A 17,915-nucleotide genomic window follows, 5' to 3' on the forward strand; every position below is an offset into this window, starting at 1 on the left:
GTTGAGTCCCGACCACGTCGTAGTGAACGCTACATCTGGTGGGGTGGCCTGATCGCTCTCCATCGCTAGGGTTGGCACATCCAGGCGGGTGCTATGACCCAGCTTCACGATCTCCGACTTCGTTTGCTGGTCCAGCAGGAGAGTGAGAGGATCGCCGACTCCCAGCCGACGGACCTTGATCTGTCGGTGGTGCAGGCCCGTTGCCTCTGCTGGCTTGCACTGCTAGCCGAGGCCCACGAGGATCAGGCGAGTGATGCGGAACGCCGCGGTGATACCGAGCAAGCCATGGGTTGGTTCGCCGACTCGATGCGGTTGCGGGACGTCATTCAGGTGGTGTCGTCCATTGAAATTCCACTGCCAGGCACGGTTGAAGAGGATGATCCTGAGCAGGAACGGGATCATGACGGTGATTCAGGTCCCCTAGCGGCGTAACAGGTGCCATAGTGGACATTGAATGAGTGAGGACTGCGGTGCCGGAAGAGCCCTGCCAATGTCCGGACTGCCAGAGGTTCTATCGGGAACATGACCGATTGATCCGGGAGTTCCCCACTCTTCGTCAGCAACAGGAACTCAACTGGGCAGCCCTGCAATCCTTCCGAACCCTCTCCGGACGCGTCCTTGAGGATCTCCAGAAGCAGCAGGGATCCCGGCAGCAGACGGAAGTCCCCACGGGTCAGCAGCTCTCTGTAGCAGGCCCATCCGAGGAAAGCAGCGATGCTCTTCAACAGGCCATGGCTGACCTTGAGAACATCAATGCCCATCTGTTCTCGATTGAAGCCCTGATGGAACGCGTGTTTGACGTTCGCGTTCCGGAGGAAATCGAGCAGAAATTCAAGGAGCTCGCCGGTGAACTGGCTCCCGACCCACTCAACGTGGACCGTCTGCGGTTGAACCGCCTGCTGCATCAGACACCTGATCTACCCGATCGCAGCTGAGGGGCCCCTGTCGTTCTGGCGTTGGCAGAGGCGGGCAATCATGCCCTCCTCATCGGCCGGAATGACCATCGTTGCGTAGTTCCCCCACCAGCTGAGAGCTCGAGCCAGCTCCCCATGCAGTGTTCTGTCGTGCTCACCCACCCCACCAGTGAGTGCGAGCACGTCCACGCCACCAAGGCTGGCGGCCATGGCGCCCAGAAGCTGGACCAGACGGTGGCGGAAGACATCCAGGGCTTTGATGGCGCTGGCATGTCCTTGCTCGGCCGCTTCTCGGATCTCGCGCATGTCGCCGCCGAAACCTGTGAGACCTTTGAGGCCTGATTGCTTCTGAAGCATGGCCGCCATCTGATCCGTGCTGTATCCCTCACGCATCAGCTCCAGCATCATCCCCGGATCGATGGTTCCGGAGCGGGTTGCCATGACCAATCCCTCGAGCGGGGTGAATCCCATGGTGGTGTCGATGCAACGGCCGCCATGGATCGCGGCCAGGGAGGCCCCAGCTCCGAGATGGGCACTGATCAGTCGCAGGGTCGACGGGTCCTGATCCTGTTCGCTCCACCGATCGGCCACGGTCTCTGCGATGTGCTGGTGGTTGATGCCATGAAAGCCGAAACGGCGGAATCCCTTCTGCCTGAATTCAGCAGGGATGGCGTAGGTGTAGGCTGCGGCTGGCAGGGTGCTGTGAAAGGCCGTGTCAAAACAGGCCCACTGGGGCAGTGACGGGGCCCAGGCACGGCCCCATGCCATCCCCATCAGGGCCGGTGGATTGTGCAACGGAGCCAATGGTGTCAGCTGCTCGAGCGTCTTCAGCACGTTCTCTGTGATCTGCGTCGGCGCCGTGAAGCGTTCACCGCCATGGACGACCCGATGGCCGATCAGGCCGATCCGCTCTCGATGGGGCTCCAGTTCCGGTTCGAGCCATTGTCGAAGGACGTCCTCAAGATGCTCGCCTGCAGCGATGCTGCGTCCGCTGTGCCAAAGGAAAGCCCCGGTGGAATCCACCAGGGCCGCTTTGAGGCTGGAACTGCCGAGGTTGATGACCAGGGTCAGATCACCCATCAGCGAACGTCACAGGTGATCTCAACGTTGAGGGGGTCGACGTTCCAGATGTTCCGGCAGTACTCCGCGATGGAGCGGTCGGAGGAGAAGAACCCGGTCCGGGCCGTGTTCAGCAGGGACATCCGATTCCAGTGCATCCGATCGGTCCAGGCGAGGCTGACCGCTTCCTGAGCCCTGACGTAATCGCCGAAGTCGGCCATGACGAAGAAGGGGTCGTTGCCTGTGAGGTTGTCCATCAGCGGACGGAACAGCTCCCCATCGCCATTGCTGAAGTGGCCCATCTCAATCAGCCTCAGTGCTTCCTGCAGCTCAGGGATGGCGGCAATGAAATCACCGGGGCGGTAGCCCTGTTCCTTGAGGGCTTTGATCTCCTCGACGGTTTTGCCGAAGAGGAAGAAGTTTTCGGCGCCCACCAGCTCACGGATCTCCACATTGGCTCCGTCGAGGGTGCCGATGGTGAGGGCACCATTCATGGCGAACTTCATGTTGCCTGTCCCTGAAGCTTCCTTGCCTGCGGTGGAGATCTGCTCCGAGAGGTCGGAGGCGGGATACACCTGCTCTGAAAGCTTCACGTTGTAATCCGGCAGGAACACCACCCGCAGGCGGCCGTCCATGTCGGGATCACTGTTGATGGTGTCGGCAATGCCGTTGATGAAGCGGATGATCAACTTGGCCATGTAGTAGCCGGGAGCCGCCTTGCCACCGAAGATCACCGTTCGAGGAGCCATCCCCTCGGCCTGACCGTTCTTGATGCGCAGGTACTGGGTGATTACCTGCAGGGCGTTGAGGTGCTGACGCTTGTATTCGTGAATCCGCTTCACCTGAACGTCGAAGAGGGTGGAGGGATCAACCAGCACACCGGTGTTCTTGTGGATGTAGCCAGCCAGCTTGCGCTTCACGGACAGCTTCGTCTCACCCCACTGCTCGAGGAATCCCTGATCGTTCTGGAACTCCTCGAGCTTGCGCAGAGACTCCATGTTGGAGATCCAGTCCTTGCCGACATGGGCATCCAGAAGCGTCGCCAGACCTGGGTTGGAGAGGGCGACCCAACGTCGGGGCGTGACGCCGTTGGTGACATTGGTGAACTTGTCTGGCCAGAGCTCGGCGAATTCCGGCAGCAGATCGGTCTTCACCAGATCGGAGTGAAGAGCGGCCACCCCATTGACGTGATGAGCGCCGATGGTGGCCAGGTGGGCCATCCGCACCGCCTTGCTGCCCTCTTCATCGATGATCGAGAGCTTGCGTTGCATCGCATCGTTGCCCGGGTAGCGAATGCGCACCTGCTGCAGGAAACGACGGTTGATCTCGTAGATCAGCTCCAGGTGCCTCGGCAGCAGATTGCCGAACAGGTTGAGGTCCCATTTCTCGAGGGCCTCGGGCAGCAAGGTGTGATTCGTGTAAGCCACGGAACGGGAGGTGATGTCCCAGGCCTTGTCCCACTCCATGTGGCGATCGTCGATCAGCAGGCGCATCAGCTCCGCCACGGCGATGGCGGGGTGGGTGTCGTTCAGCTGGACGGTCCAGTAGTTCGGGAAGTCCTCAACGGGAAGTCCTCGGTTGTCCAGGCTGCGCAGCATGTCCTGCAATGAGCAGCTCACAAAGAAGTGCTGCTGCTTCAGGCGCAGGCGCCGGCCTTCGTCGGTGCCGTCGTTGGGATACAGAACCTTGGAGAGGGTTTCGCTGCCCACCTTCTCTTCGACAGCGCCGTAGTAATCGCCGATGTTGAAGGCGTAGAAATCGAAGCTCTCGGTGGCGTCGGCTCGCCAGAGGCGCAGGCGATCGCAGATGTTGACCCTGTAGCCGAGCGTCGGCACATCGTGGGGGACACCGATGGCGTGTTCCGCCGGAATCCAGCGGGAGCGGTAGTTGCCCTTGTCATCGATATAGCTCTCGGTGCGGCCGCCGAAGCCGACGAAACAGGCTTCATCGGGTTGGGGGAGTTCCCACGGCCAGCCGCCCTTCAGCCATTTGTCGGTGATTTCCACCTGCCAGCCGTCGCGGATGAGCTGGTCGAAAATGCCGAATTCGTAGCGGATGCCGTAGCCGGTGGCAGGAATCTTGAGGCTGGCCAGCGATTCCATGTAGCAGGCCGCCAGTCGACCGAGGCCGCCGTTGCCAAGACCCGGCTCCTCCTCGACTTCAAGAATCTGCTGTAGAGACTCGATGCCGAAATTGCGCAGGGCTTCTTCGGCTTCCTTCTGGATCCCCAGGTTGAGCAGATTGTTGTTGAGCTGCGGGCCGATCAGGAATTCGGCGGAGAGGTAGGCAACCGCTTTCTGGGGATGGGCGCGCATCGCTTCCATCGTCGCCAGATAACGGGTCATCAAACGGTCCCGCACCGCGTAACTCAGGGCCATGTACAGGTCATGGCGACTGGCGGTGGGGGCCAGTTTTCCGAGCGTGAAGAAGAGGTGCTCGGTCATCCCGTCGAACACGCTCTTGGCATCGAGGCCGGCGCGTTCGGGATCGTTGTAACAACCGGGGGTCGGCAGTCGCAGATCGAGAGGTTGTGAGGCGGTCATGACGACAGAAAGGTGGAAGGGGACAGCCATGGCTCTCCCCGTTGTTCAGTGATGCAGTGCAGGCTCAGCAGGTACCCGAACCGGTGCCGTACCTCCAACGCCAGTTGTTGATCTCGGGAGAATCCATTCCCACGGTGTAGGCGTAGTTGCGATGCTTCTGGATTTCGTCCTTCATGCGCTCCTTGACGTGGGCGGCACGGGAGCCGAGTTTGTCGACGCGGTCGATCACGTCGATCACCAGATTGAAGCGATCGATCTGGTTGCTGATCGCAAGCTCAAGCGGGGTGTTGATGTTGCCGTGCTCCTTGTACCCCCGCACGTGCAGCCTGTGGGCGCAACGACGGCGATAGGCCAGGCGGTGAATCAGCCAGGGATAGCCGTGGAAGTTGAAGATCACCGGTTTGTCCGGCGTGAAGAGGCTGTCGAAGTCGGCATCGCTGAGGCCGTGGGGATGCTCGCTGTCGGGTGAGAGCGCAAACAGTTTCACCACGTTCACGTAGCGGACCTTGAGCTGGGGAATCTGTTCCCGCAGGATTTCGATCGCCGCGAGGGTCTCCTTGGTGGGAATGTCACCGGCGGACGCCATCACAACATCGGGTTCGTCGAGCTCGGTGCCGCAGTCGTCGTTGCAGGCCCATTCCCAGATGCCTGCGCCTTTGGCCACGTGGCGACGGGCCGCTTCGAGGTCGAGATACTGCAGATGCTTCTGCTTGTCGGAAACGATGATGTTGGAGACATTCGTTTCAACGAGCGCTTTCTCAGCGACGGCCAGAAGACTGTTGGCATCGGCGGGGAGGTAAACGCGGGTGATCGACCCCTTCTTGTTGCCGGCCAGATCCATGAAGCCAGGATCCTGGTGGGTGAAGCCGTTGTGATCCTGACGCCAGACGGTGGAGGAGATCAGGATGTTCCAGGGCCCGATCGGCGCACGCCAGGGAATCTCCTCGCAGTGCTCCAGCCACTTGCAGTGCTGGTTGTACATCGAGGAGACCACGTGGGCGAAGGCTTCATAGGTGTGGAAAAAGCCGTTGCGACCGGTGTAGAGGTAGCCCTCCATCATCCCCACGAGGGTGTGCTCGGAGAGCATCTCGATTACCGAGCCATCCCGTGACAACTCGCTTCCATTGAGGTCTTCCGGCAGGAAGTTGGCCATCCAGACCTTCTTCGAAGCTTCGTAGACCGCCTGAAGACGGTTGGAGTGGGTTTCGTCCGGACCGAACAGGCGATAACCGCCGGGGTTGTCGCGAATCAGATCGCGAATCACCTCCCCGAGGGGGTAGGTGTTCTCCTTTTCCGTGGTGCCAGGAGAGTCGACGGGCACGGCATGGTTCTCGATCGCCGGGAACAGCAGGTCCTTGCGCAGAACGCCGCCGTTGGTGTTGGGATTGCTGCCCATACGACGATCTCCTCTGGGGGATTGATCGCGGATGAACTGTTTGACGGAACCATCGTCTTCAAACAGCTCCCAGGGCCGGTAGCTCTTCATCCACTCTTCGAGCATCCGCAGATGGCTCTCGTTGGTCTGAACGTCGGCGACGGGAACCTGGTGGGAGCGCCAGAAGTTCTCGATCTTCTTGCCGTCAACTTCCTGGGGGCCCGTCCAACCCTTGGGCGACCTCAGCACGATCATCGGCCAGCGGGGGCGGAACGCTTCGCCGCTGATGCGGGCCTGCTCCTGCTGCGCACGAATGTCGAGAACGGCTTGTTCCAGAGCAATCGACATCTCGCGGTGCATCGTCATCGGGTCGGAGCCCTCAACGAAGATCGGTGTCCAGCCATACCCGCGGAAGAGGCTCTCGAGCTCTTCGTGGTCGATCCGGCTCAGGATCGTGGGATTGGCAATCTTGTAGCCGTTCAGGTGCAGGATCGGAAGAACAGCACCATCCCGGATCGGATTGATGAATTTGTTGATGTGCCAGCTGGTGGCCAGCGGTCCGGTCTCCGCCTCACCGTCCCCAACGCAGGCGATCGTGATCAACTCAGGGTTGTCGAGGATGGACCCGCAGGCGTGGGAGAGGACGTAACCGAGCTCACCACCCTCATGAATGGAGCCCGGCATCTCGGCGGTGCAGTGGCTGCCGATGTGCCCCGGGAAGGAGAACATCTTGAAGAACTTCTTCAGCCCTTCTTCGTCGATTGATTTATCGGGATAACGATCGGTGTAGCTGCCGTCGATGTAAACGGGACCTCGAGCCCCGGGGGCACCGTGACCAGGACCTGACATGTAGATCATGTTCAGGTCGTATTTGTTGATCAAGCGGTTGGCATGGGTCCAGATGAAGGCCTGGCCGGGACTCGATCCCCAGTGACCCAGCAGGCGGGGCTTGATATGTTCTGCACGAAGGGGCTCCTTGAGCAGAGGGTTGTCCTGGAGATAAATCATGCCGACGGCCAGGTAGTTGGCCGTGCGCCAGTAGGCGTCGAGGTTCTGCAACTCCTCGTCTGAAGGAGATTGAACGGCAGCAAATGATTGCTGTTGATGCGCGGTCGTCATGAATGGCTCGAAGTTTCAAAGCTGTTCAGGTCACCCACGGGCTCAGAGGGACGATGCTCCGTCCGAGCGATGCGGTTGTCTGGAAAGTAGCCATCTCGTTCCGCCCTGCCGACAAAGATCTCGACAAGCTTTCGCTTCTCGTCCAAACGGGACCATTCCGTCTCCTTCGGAGCAGTCCGCTTTTGGAATCACCACTAATCTCGGCGTGACCGCACCGCAGCACCATGCTGTTACCCACCCTGCTGAGCGAGATCAGCAGTCACGACCTGGAAGTGGCGGAGACTCTGATTGGTGTGCTCCGATTCATTCTGATTTTTGTCGGCGCCAGAACGCTGGCTGAAATTCTTTGTCGTCTCGAGTTACCCACAATTCTTGGCGAGCTGCTCGCTGGCGTCATCATCGGCGCTTCCGGCCTGCATCTGCTGGTGCCACCGGAGACCGGTGTTCAGCTCAGCGCCGCCTTTTCGGATGTTGTGGCCGGTCTGGCCCACATCCCCGCTGACGAGATTCCAGAGCTGTACGAAGAGACCTTCGGAGCTCTGCAATCCGTGTCCACCCTCGGCCTCTACTCGCTGTTGTTCCTGACGGGACTTGAAAGTGAGCTGGAGGAACTGATGGCCGTTGGTGTTCAGGCCTTTACCGTTGCCGTTGTTGGTGTTGTGCTCCCGTTCGCTCTCGGAACCTTGGGTCTGATGGCGATTTTCCATGTCGATGCGATCCCGGCCATCTTTGCAGGTGCATCGATGACAGCGACCAGCATCGGGATCACGGCCAGTGTCTTTGGGGAACTCGGTTATCTGCGGACCCGAGAGGGGCAGATCGTGATCGGCGCCGCCGTGCTCGATGACATCCTCGGCATCGTGATTCTGGCTGTGGTGGTCTCCCTGGCAGCCGGCGGAACCCTCGAGATCGCTCCCATCGTGCAGCTTGTGGTGGCTGCGGTTGTGTTCGTGGTTGTCGCCCTGCTGCTCAGTCAGAAAGCAGCGCCGGCGTTTGACTGGGTGATTGATCAGCTCAAGGCGCCTGGAGCCAAGCTGATCGGTGCCTATCTGTTGCTTGCTCTCAGCTGCTTCGCGGCAACCGCCATCGGACTTGAGGCGGCGCTGGGTGCGTTCGCAGGGGGCCTGATCGTCAGCACCTCTAAGCACCGCGAAGAGATTCAGACCGCCGTGACGCCGATCGTGGCGTTGTTCGCCACAGTCTTCTTTGTGTTGGTGGGTGCGGGCATGGACCTGTCGGTGATCAACCCGGCCGATCCCGCGGCTCGTTCGGCCCTGGTGATCGCTGGCTTCCTGTTTGTGGTAGCGATCATCGGCAAGGTTGCGGCCGGGTGGGCCGTGTTCAGCGACAAACCCACGAATCACCTGGTGGTGGGTCTGGGAATGATGCCCCGGGGCGAGGTCGGTCTGATCTTCCTGGGATTGGGCACAGCCTCGGGTCTGCTCAATCCCGGACTGGAAGCGGCCATCCTGCTGATGGTGATCGGAACCACCTTCCTGGCACCAGTGTTGCTTCGTCTCGTTCTGAAAGGCAAGCCGCCTGAAAAGGGCGACATGGTGCCCGATGAATTCGTGGCCGATCCCACGGCCGGAACCTCGACGATCTGATCGTTGGTCTGAAGGCTCAGGAAGCTTCAGCTGTTCTCCTGACCGTTATCCGACAACAGCAGCAGCAGACTCCAGCCGATCCCGATCAGGGCCAGGCTGGAGGCCCAACCGGGTCCAAGGGTCCAGCTGAACATCAGCTGGGTCACCAGTCCCACGGCCATCGCCAGCAGCAGACTGCTAGCGATCAGAACGGCCTGACGGCCTGATTCCGGTACAGGGCTTGCGTCCAGACTCTTCTCGAAGCGAGCCAGCGGACCGCTCAGGGGGATGTACAGCGCCAGTGCCCAGAACAGGGCTCCTCGCCAGATGGCCGGTTCAGCCAGCGGGCCGCCGATCACCTCGTAGCTCTGCATTCAGCCCCACGGTTGAGCTGCCTAGCATCGCCGCTTCCGCGCCGGACTGTGGAGTCCTTCACCTGGAATTACCTCGACCATCCCGTCCACAGCGTGCGCCAGAGGCCTCCGCAGCAGCTGAGCGACAGGGATCAGCCGGCGGTGCTGCTGGTGCATGGATTCGGCGCCTCCACCGACCACTGGCGGCACAACATTCCGGCCTTGGCGGACCGTTATGAGGTTCACGCCCTGGACCTGCTGGGCTTTGGCCGCAGTGCCAAACCTCAGGGTCTTCCCTATGGAGGTGGCCTCTGGCGCGATCAGCTTGTGGCCTATGTCCATGACCAGATCGGTCGCCCCACGGTGATTGCTGGGAATTCCCTCGGCGGTTTTGCCGCATTGGCGGCCGGAGCCGCTCTTCAGGACACCTGTGCCGGCGTTGTACTGCTCAATGCGGCTGGTCCCTTCAGCGACGAGCAACAACCTCCCAAAGGTCTTGCTGCGATCGCCCGTCAAACGATTGGGAGCGCTCTCCTGAAGAGTCCGGTGCTGCAGAGGCTTCTGTTTGAAAATCTGCGCCGACCGGCCACGATCCGACGCACCCTCAACCGGGTGTATGTCGATCGCACGAACGTCGACGATTTTCTTGTGGAGTCGATCCGTCGACCATCCCTGGATCCGGGAGCGTTCGGCGTCTTTCGCACCGTGTTCGATATCCCACGGGGCCAACCGCTGGATGAGTTGTTCGTCGAACTTCAGGCCCCGCTGCTTCTGCTCTGGGGAATCCGTGATCCCTGGATCAATGCACCGGGGCGGAGATCCAGCTTCCAGCGCCATGCTCCCGCTGCTACCACCGAAGTGGTTCTGGAAGCGGGCCACTGCCCCCATGACGAAGTTCCCGATCAGGTGAACGAAGCGCTCCTGCATTGGCTGTCCGAGCTTGAGGTGAGCCAGCGCACAAGCTGTCCTGAAGACCACAGTTAGTTTCCGGCCATCTGAAACGACCGGCGGATGTCGATGACACTGACCCAGCAAACCGACCCATACCTGCACTGGGAATTCGTCCATCCCGCCAGCGGAGATCGGCTGCGCATTGTTCCGGAGCGCGGTGGCCTCGTCACCGAATGGCGTTGCGGTGATCGTGACGTTCTTTACTTCGATGCAGAGCGCTACATCGACCCGACCAAAAGCATTCGTGGCGGCATTCCCGTGCTGTTTCCGATCTGTGGAAACGTGCCCGGTGATGTCCTGCCGCTGAATGGGGTCGATTACACCCTGCAGCAGCATGGCTTCGCCCGTGATCTTCCCTGGCAGCTGCAGCTGCTGGAGGATCAGACGGGCATCAGCCTCAACCTCAGCGATACGGAGACGACCCGTGCCTCCTACCCCTTCTCCTTTCTGATCGAGATGCAGGTTCGCCCTGTGGCCCAGGCCCTCGAGATCGGCATCTCGATCCTCAATCGCAGTGAGCAGACGATGACGTTCAGCTTCGGCTTACACCCCTATTTCAACGTAACCGATCCGGCTGAGGTTGAGCTGGAAGGCCTGAATGAGCGTTGCTTCAACCATCTCGAGATGGCCGACACCGACACCGCATCCCAGCTGGGTCGGCTTTCGGAGGGGGTGGATTTCCTCTGTCGTCCCGCCGGTCCGGTGACGCTGATCGATCGGGTCGATGGAGCCCATGTGCAGCTGCAGCATCAGCCCCCCATGGATCTCACGGTGATCTGGACGGACCCTCCCCGGAGGATGGTCTGCGTGGAGCCCTGGACCGGTCCTCGCCAGGCTCTGATCTCCGGTGATCGAAGGCTGGAGATCCAGCCAGGTGCTCGCAGTCAACTCAACTGCCGGTACGCCGTCTCTTGACGTCTCATCCAGCGACTCCCGGCAGGCGTCCGATGCTGAGCTGCCGCTTTGGATCGAACTGTTGCTTCACAGCTTCAATCACCATTCGCGCCGGTGCATTCAGCCAGGCGGGAATGCGCGCTTCGGATCCGAACGGTTGTTGCAGCACGCTGAGGCGCCCTCCAAGCTCCTCGACCCGGCGACGCAGCTGCATCACCGCCTCGCCGGTCGTGGCTGACGTGGCTGACGTGGCGGACGTGGGCTGAGGTTGCCAGCCATCCCCGCATCCGGCCCCTGCCGCCAGATCCCATTGCCAGCCCTGCAGTTGTGCGCAGTCCGGGCTGATCAGCAGGGTCGACAGGGATGCCGGCGGCAAGACCACACGCACGAGCCAGTGCATCGCATCTGCCTGGCGCCCACTGTTGAGCGGTTCACCCCGGTCGTGTTGCTCCGCGCTCAGTCGGTGTTGCTCAGCGAGAGATGCGAGGCGGCTCAGCTGGTCTGCCACCGCCTGATCGGACACGCTGCTGACCAGCAACCTGAGCGTCCAGGATTGGTCTGTTTCATTCCACCAGTCGCAGCGTTCTGGTGTGAAGGTGGAGCGCAGCACACCGGCGCGAAAGCGTTCCAGATCGTCGAGGGAGCCCCGCAGGTGCAGCGCGCCGTGGGCCGGCCGGATCGGTTGAACCTTGAGGGTGAGATCGGTGATCAGGGCAAGGCTGCCCCAGCTGCCGCAGAGCAGTCGCATCAGGTCGTACCCCGCCACGTTCTTGACAACCCGTCCTCCTGCCTTGGCGCTGGTTCCGTCCGTTCGCAGCAGACCGATGCCGATGATCTGATCGCGGATGCCGAGGTGTTGTTGACGCAGCCCGCCCGCCAGACCACGAGCCACCAGGCCGCCGATGCTGCCGGCGCTCTCGGGTTGATCAGGATCCGTCCCGCGCGGCCAGTCGACCGGAAGCCACTGCCCTTGCCGGGCCAGGAGAGATTGCAGGTCTGCCAGTGAGAGCCCTGCTTCAACGGTGATCGTCAGGTCATCGACGGCATGGTCGATCACCCCCTGAAGAGCCCGGCAGCTGAGGACTTCGGGGTGTCCTTCGATCGCTGGACCCCAGTGCAGGCGACTCCCCATTCCGCTGGGAACCCAGGGTGTTGCGTCGTGATGCCACTGGCGCACCAGATCGATCAGGGCCTTGCGTGAGGCAGGGGAATGATCCACGGCACGATGGTGCCATGAAGGTCGTTGCGATCGATGATGACCCCACCGGCTCGCAGACGGTTCATGGCTGTCCGTTGCTGTTGCGTTGGGATGTGCCAACCCTGAGACGGGGATTGCGGCATCCATCCCCGTTGCTGTTTCTGCTGGCCGATACCCGTGCGCTGACGCCGGAATCGGCTGCCCAGCGCAATCGCGAGATCGCCTCGAATCTGGATCAGGCGCTTGGGGCGGAAGGCCTGCGGCGGCATGATCTGCTGCTTGTCAGCCGAGGGGACTCCACCCTGCGGGGCCATGGGGTGCTGGAGCCTGCTGTGCTGGAGCAGGCCTTCGGTCCCTTTGATGCCACGTTCCATGTTCCTGCCTTCCTCGAAGGAGGGCGAACCACCCTCAATGGTGTCCATCGATTGCATGGCCAACCGGTCCACACCACGGCCTTTGCGCGGGATCGGCTGTTCGGTTATTCGAGCAGTGATCTGGCGATCTGGCTGGAGCAGAAGAGTGGCGGTGAGATCCAGGCAGCTGAGGTGGATCTCATTCACGGCCGCGACCTCGACCAGGCCTGCGCCGATGATCAGTCGGCCCTGATCGCTCGGCTGCAGCAGCTGCAGGGCAATCGTCCCGTTGTTGTTGACGCTGAGCGCATGGAGCAGCTCCAGGCGTTTGCGGCTGCGGTATGGGCCGTGCGCCATCGGAAACGCTTTCTCTTCCGAGCGGCGGCCAGCCTTGTGAAGGCTCTGGCGGATCCCGGTCCACAGCGGCTTGACGCCTCCGAGCTTGCCCGGCTGCGGCGATGTGACGCTGCCGGGCAGGGACTCCCTGGCCTGGTGATGGTGGGATCCCATGTGCCGCTGGCCGATCAGCAGCTGGAGCGCCTGCTGGGGGAGTCGACCTGCTCGGCCATCGAACTGCCGGTCAGGCGCATCGCCAGGGTTCTTGAGGGTCCGACAGCGGAGTTGCTCCTCTCCGACCTTGAAACCATCTGGCGGACTGAGTTGCAGGATGTGCTGACGCTGGGGAGGACACCGGTTCTGTTCAGCAGCCGCGGTGAGCTCACCTTTGCCTCCGAGCGGGAGAGTCGTCGTTTTTCGCAGGAGATGGCACGGCTGATGGCACGCCTGGCGGCTGCTCTGGCGCCGGAGCTCGGTTACCTGATCAGCAAGGGCGGCATCACAACGCAGACGCTCCTCACCCATGGCCTCAGGTTGGAGGCCGTGCAGCTGGAAGGTCAGCTCCTCCCGGGGCTCTCACTGGTGAGGCCTTTGGAGGGGGTGTTCAGTGGGCTGCCGATCCTCACCTTCCCCGGCAACCTCGGAGAGGCTGGGACCCTGCGGGATGCCTGGCAGCGGATGCAGGCCGGCTGAGGCGGCCAACAGTTCCATGGGGTGATGCACGCTGGCCCGGCCATCGAGGTGACGCCTCAGCTGCAGCGTGCAACCGATGTTGGCGCTGGCCACAAGCTCAGCACCGGTGTTGCTGAGGTCGTCGGCCTTGATCCGGCCCAGTTCAGCGGCTTCCTCGTACTGCACGAGGTTGTAGATGCCGGCACTGCCGCAGCACACGCCGGCTTCGCTGGCTTCCCTGAGCTGCAACCCCGGGATGGCGCGAAGCAGCTGACGTGGCTGGGCCTGAATGCCCTGCCCGTGAATCATGTGACAGGCATCGTGCATCGCCACAACGGTTGCCAGCGGTTGCAACCGGGCCCGGAACGCCATGCTCAGGCCACGCTCAGCCAGAAATTCCTGCACATCCAGCACCGGCGCACGGAAGCGGACGGTTGTGTTCAGCAGCTCGTCGTAGGCCTTCATCGTGTGGCCGCACCCTGAGGCAGCCACCAACACTGCGTCCAGGGGGCCTTCAATGCCGTTCATGCTGCCTACGAGATCTGCCGCCAGCTGGCGGGTGAGTTCGAGTTCCCCCTGGTGATGGCTCACCGCACCGCAACAGCCCTGATCCGGCGGGATCACAACCTCAAAGCCATTGGCCTGCAGCACCTTCACCGTTGCGGTGCTCACATCCGGGTCGAAGCAGCGCTGCACGCATCCGAGCAGCAGCGCCACGCGGCCGCGGGATTCGCCGGTGGCGGGGTTGATCTGCGGCAGTTGATCGCTAAAGGCCTCCGCTGCCAGGGGCGGCAGCAACCGCTCCATCGCTTCGATTTCGGGACCGAACAAACGGGTGAGACCCGTCCGGCGGGCCAGGGCCTGGAGCGGAGTGCCGGCATAGGCCCGCAACGGTTGCAGCAGGGCCCGTAGGCGACCGGGATAGGGGAGCACCTGCAACAGCAACCGTCGGAAGCTGTTCTGCCAGGCGCTGCGTTGCCCCGCATTGATCAGTTTTGGACGGGTGTGTTCGATCAGCTGGTCGTAACGAACCCCCGACGGGCAGGCCGTCACGCAGGCAAAGCAGCCAAGGCAGGTGTCGAAATGGCTGGCGACTGTCGCATCCAGTTCCAGCTCACCGGCTTCGATCGCCCGCAGCGCATGGATGCGGCCGCGGGGAGAGTCCATCTCACTGGCCAGCACGCGATAGCTGGCGCAGGTGGGCAGGCAGAAACCGCAGTGCACGCAGGGATCAGCTGCACCCGGTGGAAGGCCGGGCAACTCGGTCGGTGGGGCCATGGACTGATTCTGGCTGATTTGAACCGTTCGGATCGGGGCCGGATACGTCGAAGCAATGCAGTGGCATCAGAGCAGTGGCATCAGAAGCCTTTTCGGATGTCGACCTCTGCGCCGGACAAGGGAGCCCATCACAGGGCTGCTCATAGATTGCGTTCAGAGAAAGGGTCTGATGCGGACGTCGTGATCGTGGTTGGTCCGATCGCCTGGTCGTGATGAATGAATTGAGTTCGTTTGATTTGAATCCCTTGAACTGGTGGGTGCCGGACGTGTATTCGAATTCGTGAACGTATGCTATTTAATTGTTTGGTCTGAAGATGCCTGTAATGGTTGGATAATCAAGAGTCTTGGTCTTTTGAGTATTTCATTGAAGCTGATGATTGACATTGAGTGTGAAGAGTCGGAACCATTCATCAATTTTTGTTGTTATTGCTGGCCCATCAGCATCTGGCAAAACAACATTTATCAGGCAATTCAAGTATAAAAATCGCCCATATCTCGCAGAGGATTCACTCCAGGCCCTGGGCCTTTCGCCGGAGAGTCGATTTCGGCCGATGGGGGCGAACTCAGCCCGGAAGTTGATCAAACGGGGGGAGGCTCTTCTGCCGACTCAGAACAATCGCATGATCCATCTGGATCTAACCTCCGATAGTTGTGGCAAACACTTTAAGTTTTGTCCGATCATTTTTTCTCATTTCAAGTCCGTCCATTCGATTCAGCTGTATCTCCCGTATCAGGAGTGGCTGAGGAGGATCCAACGCAGGCATGATCTCGGTAGAACAGTCAGCGAGTGTGCACAGCAATTGTTTGAATTGAGCGAAGTCGATGATCAGCGTGCCAGAAGAATGTATCGAAACATCTATGCGCGCTGGGAAAACTATTTAGACAACAAGCGCATTCGTTCGCGCATCGTTATTGATGCGCAGAACGATATTATTTTTCGCTGTCACCCTAAAGATGTCCGGAGAAATCTTCTGAGGTGTGTTCTCTCGTCGACGATCTGCCGGATGCCGAGGCTTTCGTCCGATTGACTCAGAACCGCTCGATGATGGCTTTGGCGAAGCCGCTGCAGCTCACGGGATCAACCTGGGGCTCCATCAGTCGGGCCAGGTCATAGGTGACGTGCTTGTCGGCAATGGCGGCGCTGAGGCCTTTGGTTGAAGGATCTTTAGCGCTTGGCAAATTTTTTTTCATGTATAACTCGCCCCATTCGATTTTTGAGCAAAGACGCGTCTGATTTTAATTTTTTTGATTGGAATTGAGTGGGTCTTTGTAGGGCCTCTTTTCAGTGCTCAAGTCAGTCTTTGTTCTTGGTAAATGTGAGTTTCCAGCCCGGTTGGGGCCGTTGAAAATATTTTCAACTATTTTCTTAAGATATCCGTAGCGATGTAAGAATTTGACAAGAATTTTTCTTTGCCAGATTCTAAGATTCAATGTCTGTAATTCTAAGGATTAATCCTGTATGTTTACTGACATCGTGTCTGTAGATTTCTTGGGTTTCCACATTGTTCAGAATCGGATCCAGAAGGTCAGTGGATTTGTCGAGATTGGCAACCAGGTCTCCAACTTTTGGTATGTAAAGCGTGCCTTTGTTGGCGCCATCGACGACGACAAAATTCTTCGCATCTGGGACATATTCGATCAGTGAGTGATAGGGAATTCTGTTAAGATGTCTTCTCGCTGAAAATCTTGAATCTTGGTTTGTGATAATATTAACATTATCACCTGATTCGCGTATTTTACGTGTGATTTGGTCGAGATTTTCGTAAGTAAGCTGGATGCGAGACTGCTCTTTTTTTTGCTCGATGGCGTTGTTCAAAAATGTTTCTTGAGTTGCTATGTGTTCGACGCCAATGACCGTTCCTGCCGCAATACAGGCGATTGCCATATGATTTTGATTCCTGAAAGTTTTCAGATTGCGATTCCCGATAAGAGTTGTCCATGCCCAGCCTATATTCATTGTAGTGATCAGTTGAATGGGAAGTGCAAGATAGCTGTTGGTATCAAATTCATAAGTTATTGCGAGGGCTAAGGCATAGGAAAAGGCAGATAGATTGATACCATCCAGAAGTGAAATATTGATACTCTTTCTGGCTACCATCAGCACGCGCGCTGCAGCGATAAGAGAAAAAATATAAAAACGTAAGTCTAATATTATTATGTGATTGGAATCCTGATTGTATGCTTCTTCTGCCGAGTAGATGCCAGGAATGAGTGCTAAAATAATGTAACTTGTGATGAATAAGGCAGAAAAGCTACAGAGCCACCGTTCAAGTTTGTGGTTCTGTTTTGACTGGAATGTTATATTGGTTGCAGTGCTAAGTCTTGAGTTGATAGCATCCCAGACCCAAAGACTTGTTGGCGGAACGACAAACAAGAGGATGGCTATATCCTTGATGTAAATTCCTATTAGTGCCCATAGAAGAGTGCTGAAGAAGGCCGAATTCCTATTTGTTTTTCGGTAGTGCAAATACGAGACGACGTACAACATGAAAACTAAACATAAGAGTCGCTCGCAATAAATGACATGGAAGAACGCAGTCCCTGTTGATGGATGAATTAGAAATATCGCTGTCATCAGCAGAATTGTTGACGACTTTGCTCTTGTGTGTTGGTCAAGTTCTCCGATGAACTTAACGCCAAGAAGAACGATAGCAATCAGTTCAGCAGTGCTGAACAGCATCCATGTTTTGATGTGTATGCTGAACCAGCTCAGGAGATGCAAATCCTGATGGGCTAATGGAAAGAACCTATAATCAGTTCGCCGCATTGTTTCTTCAATAAAGCTGTTTCTCAGGGAGAAGTTGTTGAGAAGATGCCCTTTTAACAGTTCCGGGTACCAGACGAACATGTCTTTGTACAGGTAAGTCGTACCTGAGATCATCGCGATGCCGTAAATCGTGAAAAGAAGAGTCGCGATCGAGTTGTTTCGGATAAACCCCAGGGTGTTCTCGATTAGCTGTCCAATTGAGTGATTAGAAGTGGGTGTTTCTTTTCGCGCATTGCTGTAAATTTGATTGATCAGATATCCACATGCTAGTAATAAAAAAAATAGCCAAAAGCCATGACTCAACTCTTGGTACTGGAGAAGAAGAGCCCGACCTTGCTCTGAATCTGGTGCGGGGAGAAAGCTCCGCTGTTGCTGAACCCAGATGCAGAGGCTGAGCCCGGCTGCGCTGATCACGGTGAGTGCGATCAAAAATCGCTTCAACAGCACATCGTCTCGAAGGTTTCCCGAAGAGGTGGCTTGATCACTCGTGGGCATGCAGGGATCCGACTCAGCAGCT

15 protein-coding genes are annotated in these 17,915 nt (G+C 58.8%); 7 read left to right on the forward strand and 8 right to left on the reverse strand.

Annotation, left to right across the window (positions count from 1 at the left end; genetic code table 11):
• Nucleotides 1–93 precede the first annotated feature (93 nt).
• Nucleotides 94–432, forward strand: coding sequence for a hypothetical protein (locus KR100_RS01945; protein ID WP_038542761.1), 339 nt, complete (start codon nucleotides 94–96; stop codon nucleotides 430–432).
• A 38-nt stretch (nucleotides 433–470) separates the two neighbouring features.
• Nucleotides 471–935, forward strand: coding sequence for a hypothetical protein (locus tag KR100_RS01950; protein ID WP_038542763.1), 465 nt, complete (start codon nucleotides 471–473; stop codon nucleotides 933–935).
• On the opposite strand, the gene KR100_RS01955 is transcribed toward KR100_RS01950, so the two are convergent.
• The 3 genes from KR100_RS01955 to KR100_RS01965 form a co-directional block, all read right to left on the reverse strand.
• On the reverse strand, nucleotides 918–1,994 hold the full coding sequence (locus tag KR100_RS01955) for an acetate/propionate family kinase (protein WP_038542765.1): 1,077 nt from the start codon (nucleotides 1,992–1,994) through the stop codon (nucleotides 918–920). The two genes, KR100_RS01950 and KR100_RS01955, sit on opposite strands and share 18 nt — an antisense overlap.
• Nucleotides 1,994–4,516, reverse strand: coding sequence for a glycogen/starch/alpha-glucan phosphorylase (locus KR100_RS01960; protein ID WP_038547651.1), 2,523 nt, complete (start codon nucleotides 4,514–4,516; stop codon nucleotides 1,994–1,996). The genes KR100_RS01955 and KR100_RS01960 overlap by 1 nt, the downstream gene beginning before the upstream one ends.
• A gap of 64 nt (nucleotides 4,517–4,580) precedes the next feature.
• Nucleotides 4,581–7,010, reverse strand: coding sequence for a phosphoketolase (locus KR100_RS01965; RefSeq protein WP_038542767.1), 2,430 nt, complete (start codon nucleotides 7,008–7,010; stop codon nucleotides 4,581–4,583).
• A gap of 224 nt (nucleotides 7,011–7,234) precedes the next feature.
• On the opposite strand from KR100_RS01965, the gene KR100_RS01975 reads away from it, so the two are divergent.
• The gene (locus KR100_RS01975) at nucleotides 7,235–8,617 is read left to right on the forward strand and encodes a cation:proton antiporter (RefSeq protein WP_038542771.1); all 1,383 of its coding nucleotides are present in this window, start codon (nucleotides 7,235–7,237) and stop codon (nucleotides 8,615–8,617) included.
• Between the two features lie 26 nt (nucleotides 8,618–8,643).
• Here the strand turns inward: KR100_RS01975 and KR100_RS01980 are convergent, their stop codons facing one another.
• Nucleotides 8,644–8,970 carry a hypothetical protein gene (locus tag KR100_RS01980; protein ID WP_038542773.1) on the reverse strand — a complete coding sequence of 109 codons (327 nt, stop codon included), beginning with the start codon at nucleotides 8,968–8,970 and terminating at the stop codon, nucleotides 8,644–8,646.
• Nucleotides 8,971–8,982: 12 nt separating this feature from the next.
• Between KR100_RS01980 and KR100_RS01985 the strand changes: the two genes are divergently transcribed.
• A complete protein-coding gene (locus KR100_RS01985; protein ID WP_369793816.1) occupies nucleotides 8,983–9,933 on the forward strand; it encodes an alpha/beta fold hydrolase in 951 nt (316 codons plus the stop codon).
• A gap of 27 nt (nucleotides 9,934–9,960) precedes the next feature.
• Nucleotides 9,961–10,815, forward strand: a complete 855-nt coding sequence (locus tag KR100_RS01990; RefSeq protein ID WP_038542776.1) for a galactose mutarotase — start codon at nucleotides 9,961–9,963, stop codon at nucleotides 10,813–10,815.
• Nucleotides 10,816–10,819: 4 nt separating this feature from the next.
• Here the strand turns inward: KR100_RS01990 and KR100_RS01995 are convergent, their stop codons facing one another.
• A complete protein-coding gene (locus KR100_RS01995; RefSeq protein WP_038542778.1) occupies nucleotides 10,820–12,013 on the reverse strand; it encodes an FAD-binding oxidoreductase in 1,194 nt (397 codons plus the stop codon).
• Nucleotides 12,014–12,027: 14 nt separating this feature from the next.
• On the opposite strand from KR100_RS01995, the gene KR100_RS14725 reads away from it, so the two are divergent.
• Nucleotides 12,028–13,374 (forward strand): four-carbon acid sugar kinase family protein, encoded by a 1,347-nt coding sequence (locus KR100_RS14725; protein WP_071839820.1) that lies wholly within the window; start codon nucleotides 12,028–12,030, stop codon nucleotides 13,372–13,374.
• Here the strand turns inward: KR100_RS14725 and KR100_RS02000 are convergent.
• On the reverse strand, nucleotides 13,258–14,631 hold the full coding sequence (locus KR100_RS02000) for a (Fe-S)-binding protein (RefSeq protein ID WP_038542780.1): 1,374 nt from the start codon (nucleotides 14,629–14,631) through the stop codon (nucleotides 13,258–13,260). The genes KR100_RS14725 and KR100_RS02000 overlap by 117 nt on opposite strands.
• Nucleotides 14,632–15,008: 377 nt before the next feature.
• Between KR100_RS02000 and KR100_RS02005 the strand changes: the two genes are divergently transcribed.
• Nucleotides 15,009–15,659: a hypothetical protein gene (locus KR100_RS02005; RefSeq protein ID WP_162176468.1), complete on the forward strand. Its 651-nt coding sequence runs from the start codon at nucleotides 15,009–15,011 to the stop codon at nucleotides 15,657–15,659.
• 1 nt (nucleotide 15,660) lies between these two features.
• Here KR100_RS02005 and KR100_RS15555 read toward each other — a convergent pair whose 3' ends face one another.
• Both KR100_RS15555 and KR100_RS02010 read right to left on the reverse strand, forming a co-directional pair.
• Nucleotides 15,661–15,810, reverse strand: coding sequence for a hypothetical protein (locus KR100_RS15555; protein WP_156097878.1), 150 nt, complete (start codon nucleotides 15,808–15,810; stop codon nucleotides 15,661–15,663).
• A gap of 241 nt (nucleotides 15,811–16,051) precedes the next feature.
• The gene (locus KR100_RS02010) at nucleotides 16,052–17,893 is read right to left on the reverse strand and encodes a hypothetical protein (RefSeq protein ID WP_038542784.1); all 1,842 of its coding nucleotides are present in this window, start codon (nucleotides 17,891–17,893) and stop codon (nucleotides 16,052–16,054) included.
• Between the last annotated feature and the right edge of the window lie 22 nt (nucleotides 17,894–17,915).

It is taken from the genome of Synechococcus sp. KORDI-100 (genome assembly GCF_000737535.1).
Classification (GTDB): domain Bacteria; phylum Cyanobacteriota; class Cyanobacteriia; order PCC-6307; family Cyanobiaceae; genus Parasynechococcus.

What these genes read in the sequence shown, in the direction of transcription:
- KR100_RS01965 (WP_038542767.1), bottom strand. Translation starts at nt 7,010, where the DNA reads ATGACGACCGCGCATCAACAGCAATCATTTGCTGCCGTTCAATCTCCT.
- KR100_RS01990 (WP_038542776.1), top strand. Translation starts at nt 9,961, where the DNA reads ATGTCGATGACACTGACCCAGCAAACCGACCCATACCTGCACTGGGAA.
- KR100_RS02000 (WP_038542780.1), bottom strand. Translation starts at nt 14,631, where the DNA reads ATGGCCCCACCGACCGAGTTGCCCGGCCTTCCACCGGGTGCAGCTGAT.
- KR100_RS01960 (WP_038547651.1), bottom strand. Translation starts at nt 4,516, where the DNA reads ATGACCGCCTCACAACCTCTCGATCTGCGACTGCCGACCCCCGGTTGT.
- KR100_RS01980 (WP_038542773.1), bottom strand. Translation starts at nt 8,970, where the DNA reads ATGCAGAGCTACGAGGTGATCGGCGGCCCGCTGGCTGAACCGGCCATC.
- KR100_RS01945 (WP_038542761.1), top strand. Translation starts at nt 94, where the DNA reads ATGACCCAGCTTCACGATCTCCGACTTCGTTTGCTGGTCCAGCAGGAG.
- KR100_RS02010 (WP_038542784.1), bottom strand. Translation starts at nt 17,893, where the DNA reads ATGCCCACGAGTGATCAAGCCACCTCTTCGGGAAACCTTCGAGACGAT.
- KR100_RS01955 (WP_038542765.1), bottom strand. Translation starts at nt 1,994, where the DNA reads ATGGGTGATCTGACCCTGGTCATCAACCTCGGCAGTTCCAGCCTCAAA.
- KR100_RS01975 (WP_038542771.1), top strand. Translation starts at nt 7,235, where the DNA reads ATGCTGTTACCCACCCTGCTGAGCGAGATCAGCAGTCACGACCTGGAA.
- KR100_RS14725 (WP_071839820.1), top strand. Translation starts at nt 12,028, where the DNA reads ATGAAGGTCGTTGCGATCGATGATGACCCCACCGGCTCGCAGACGGTT.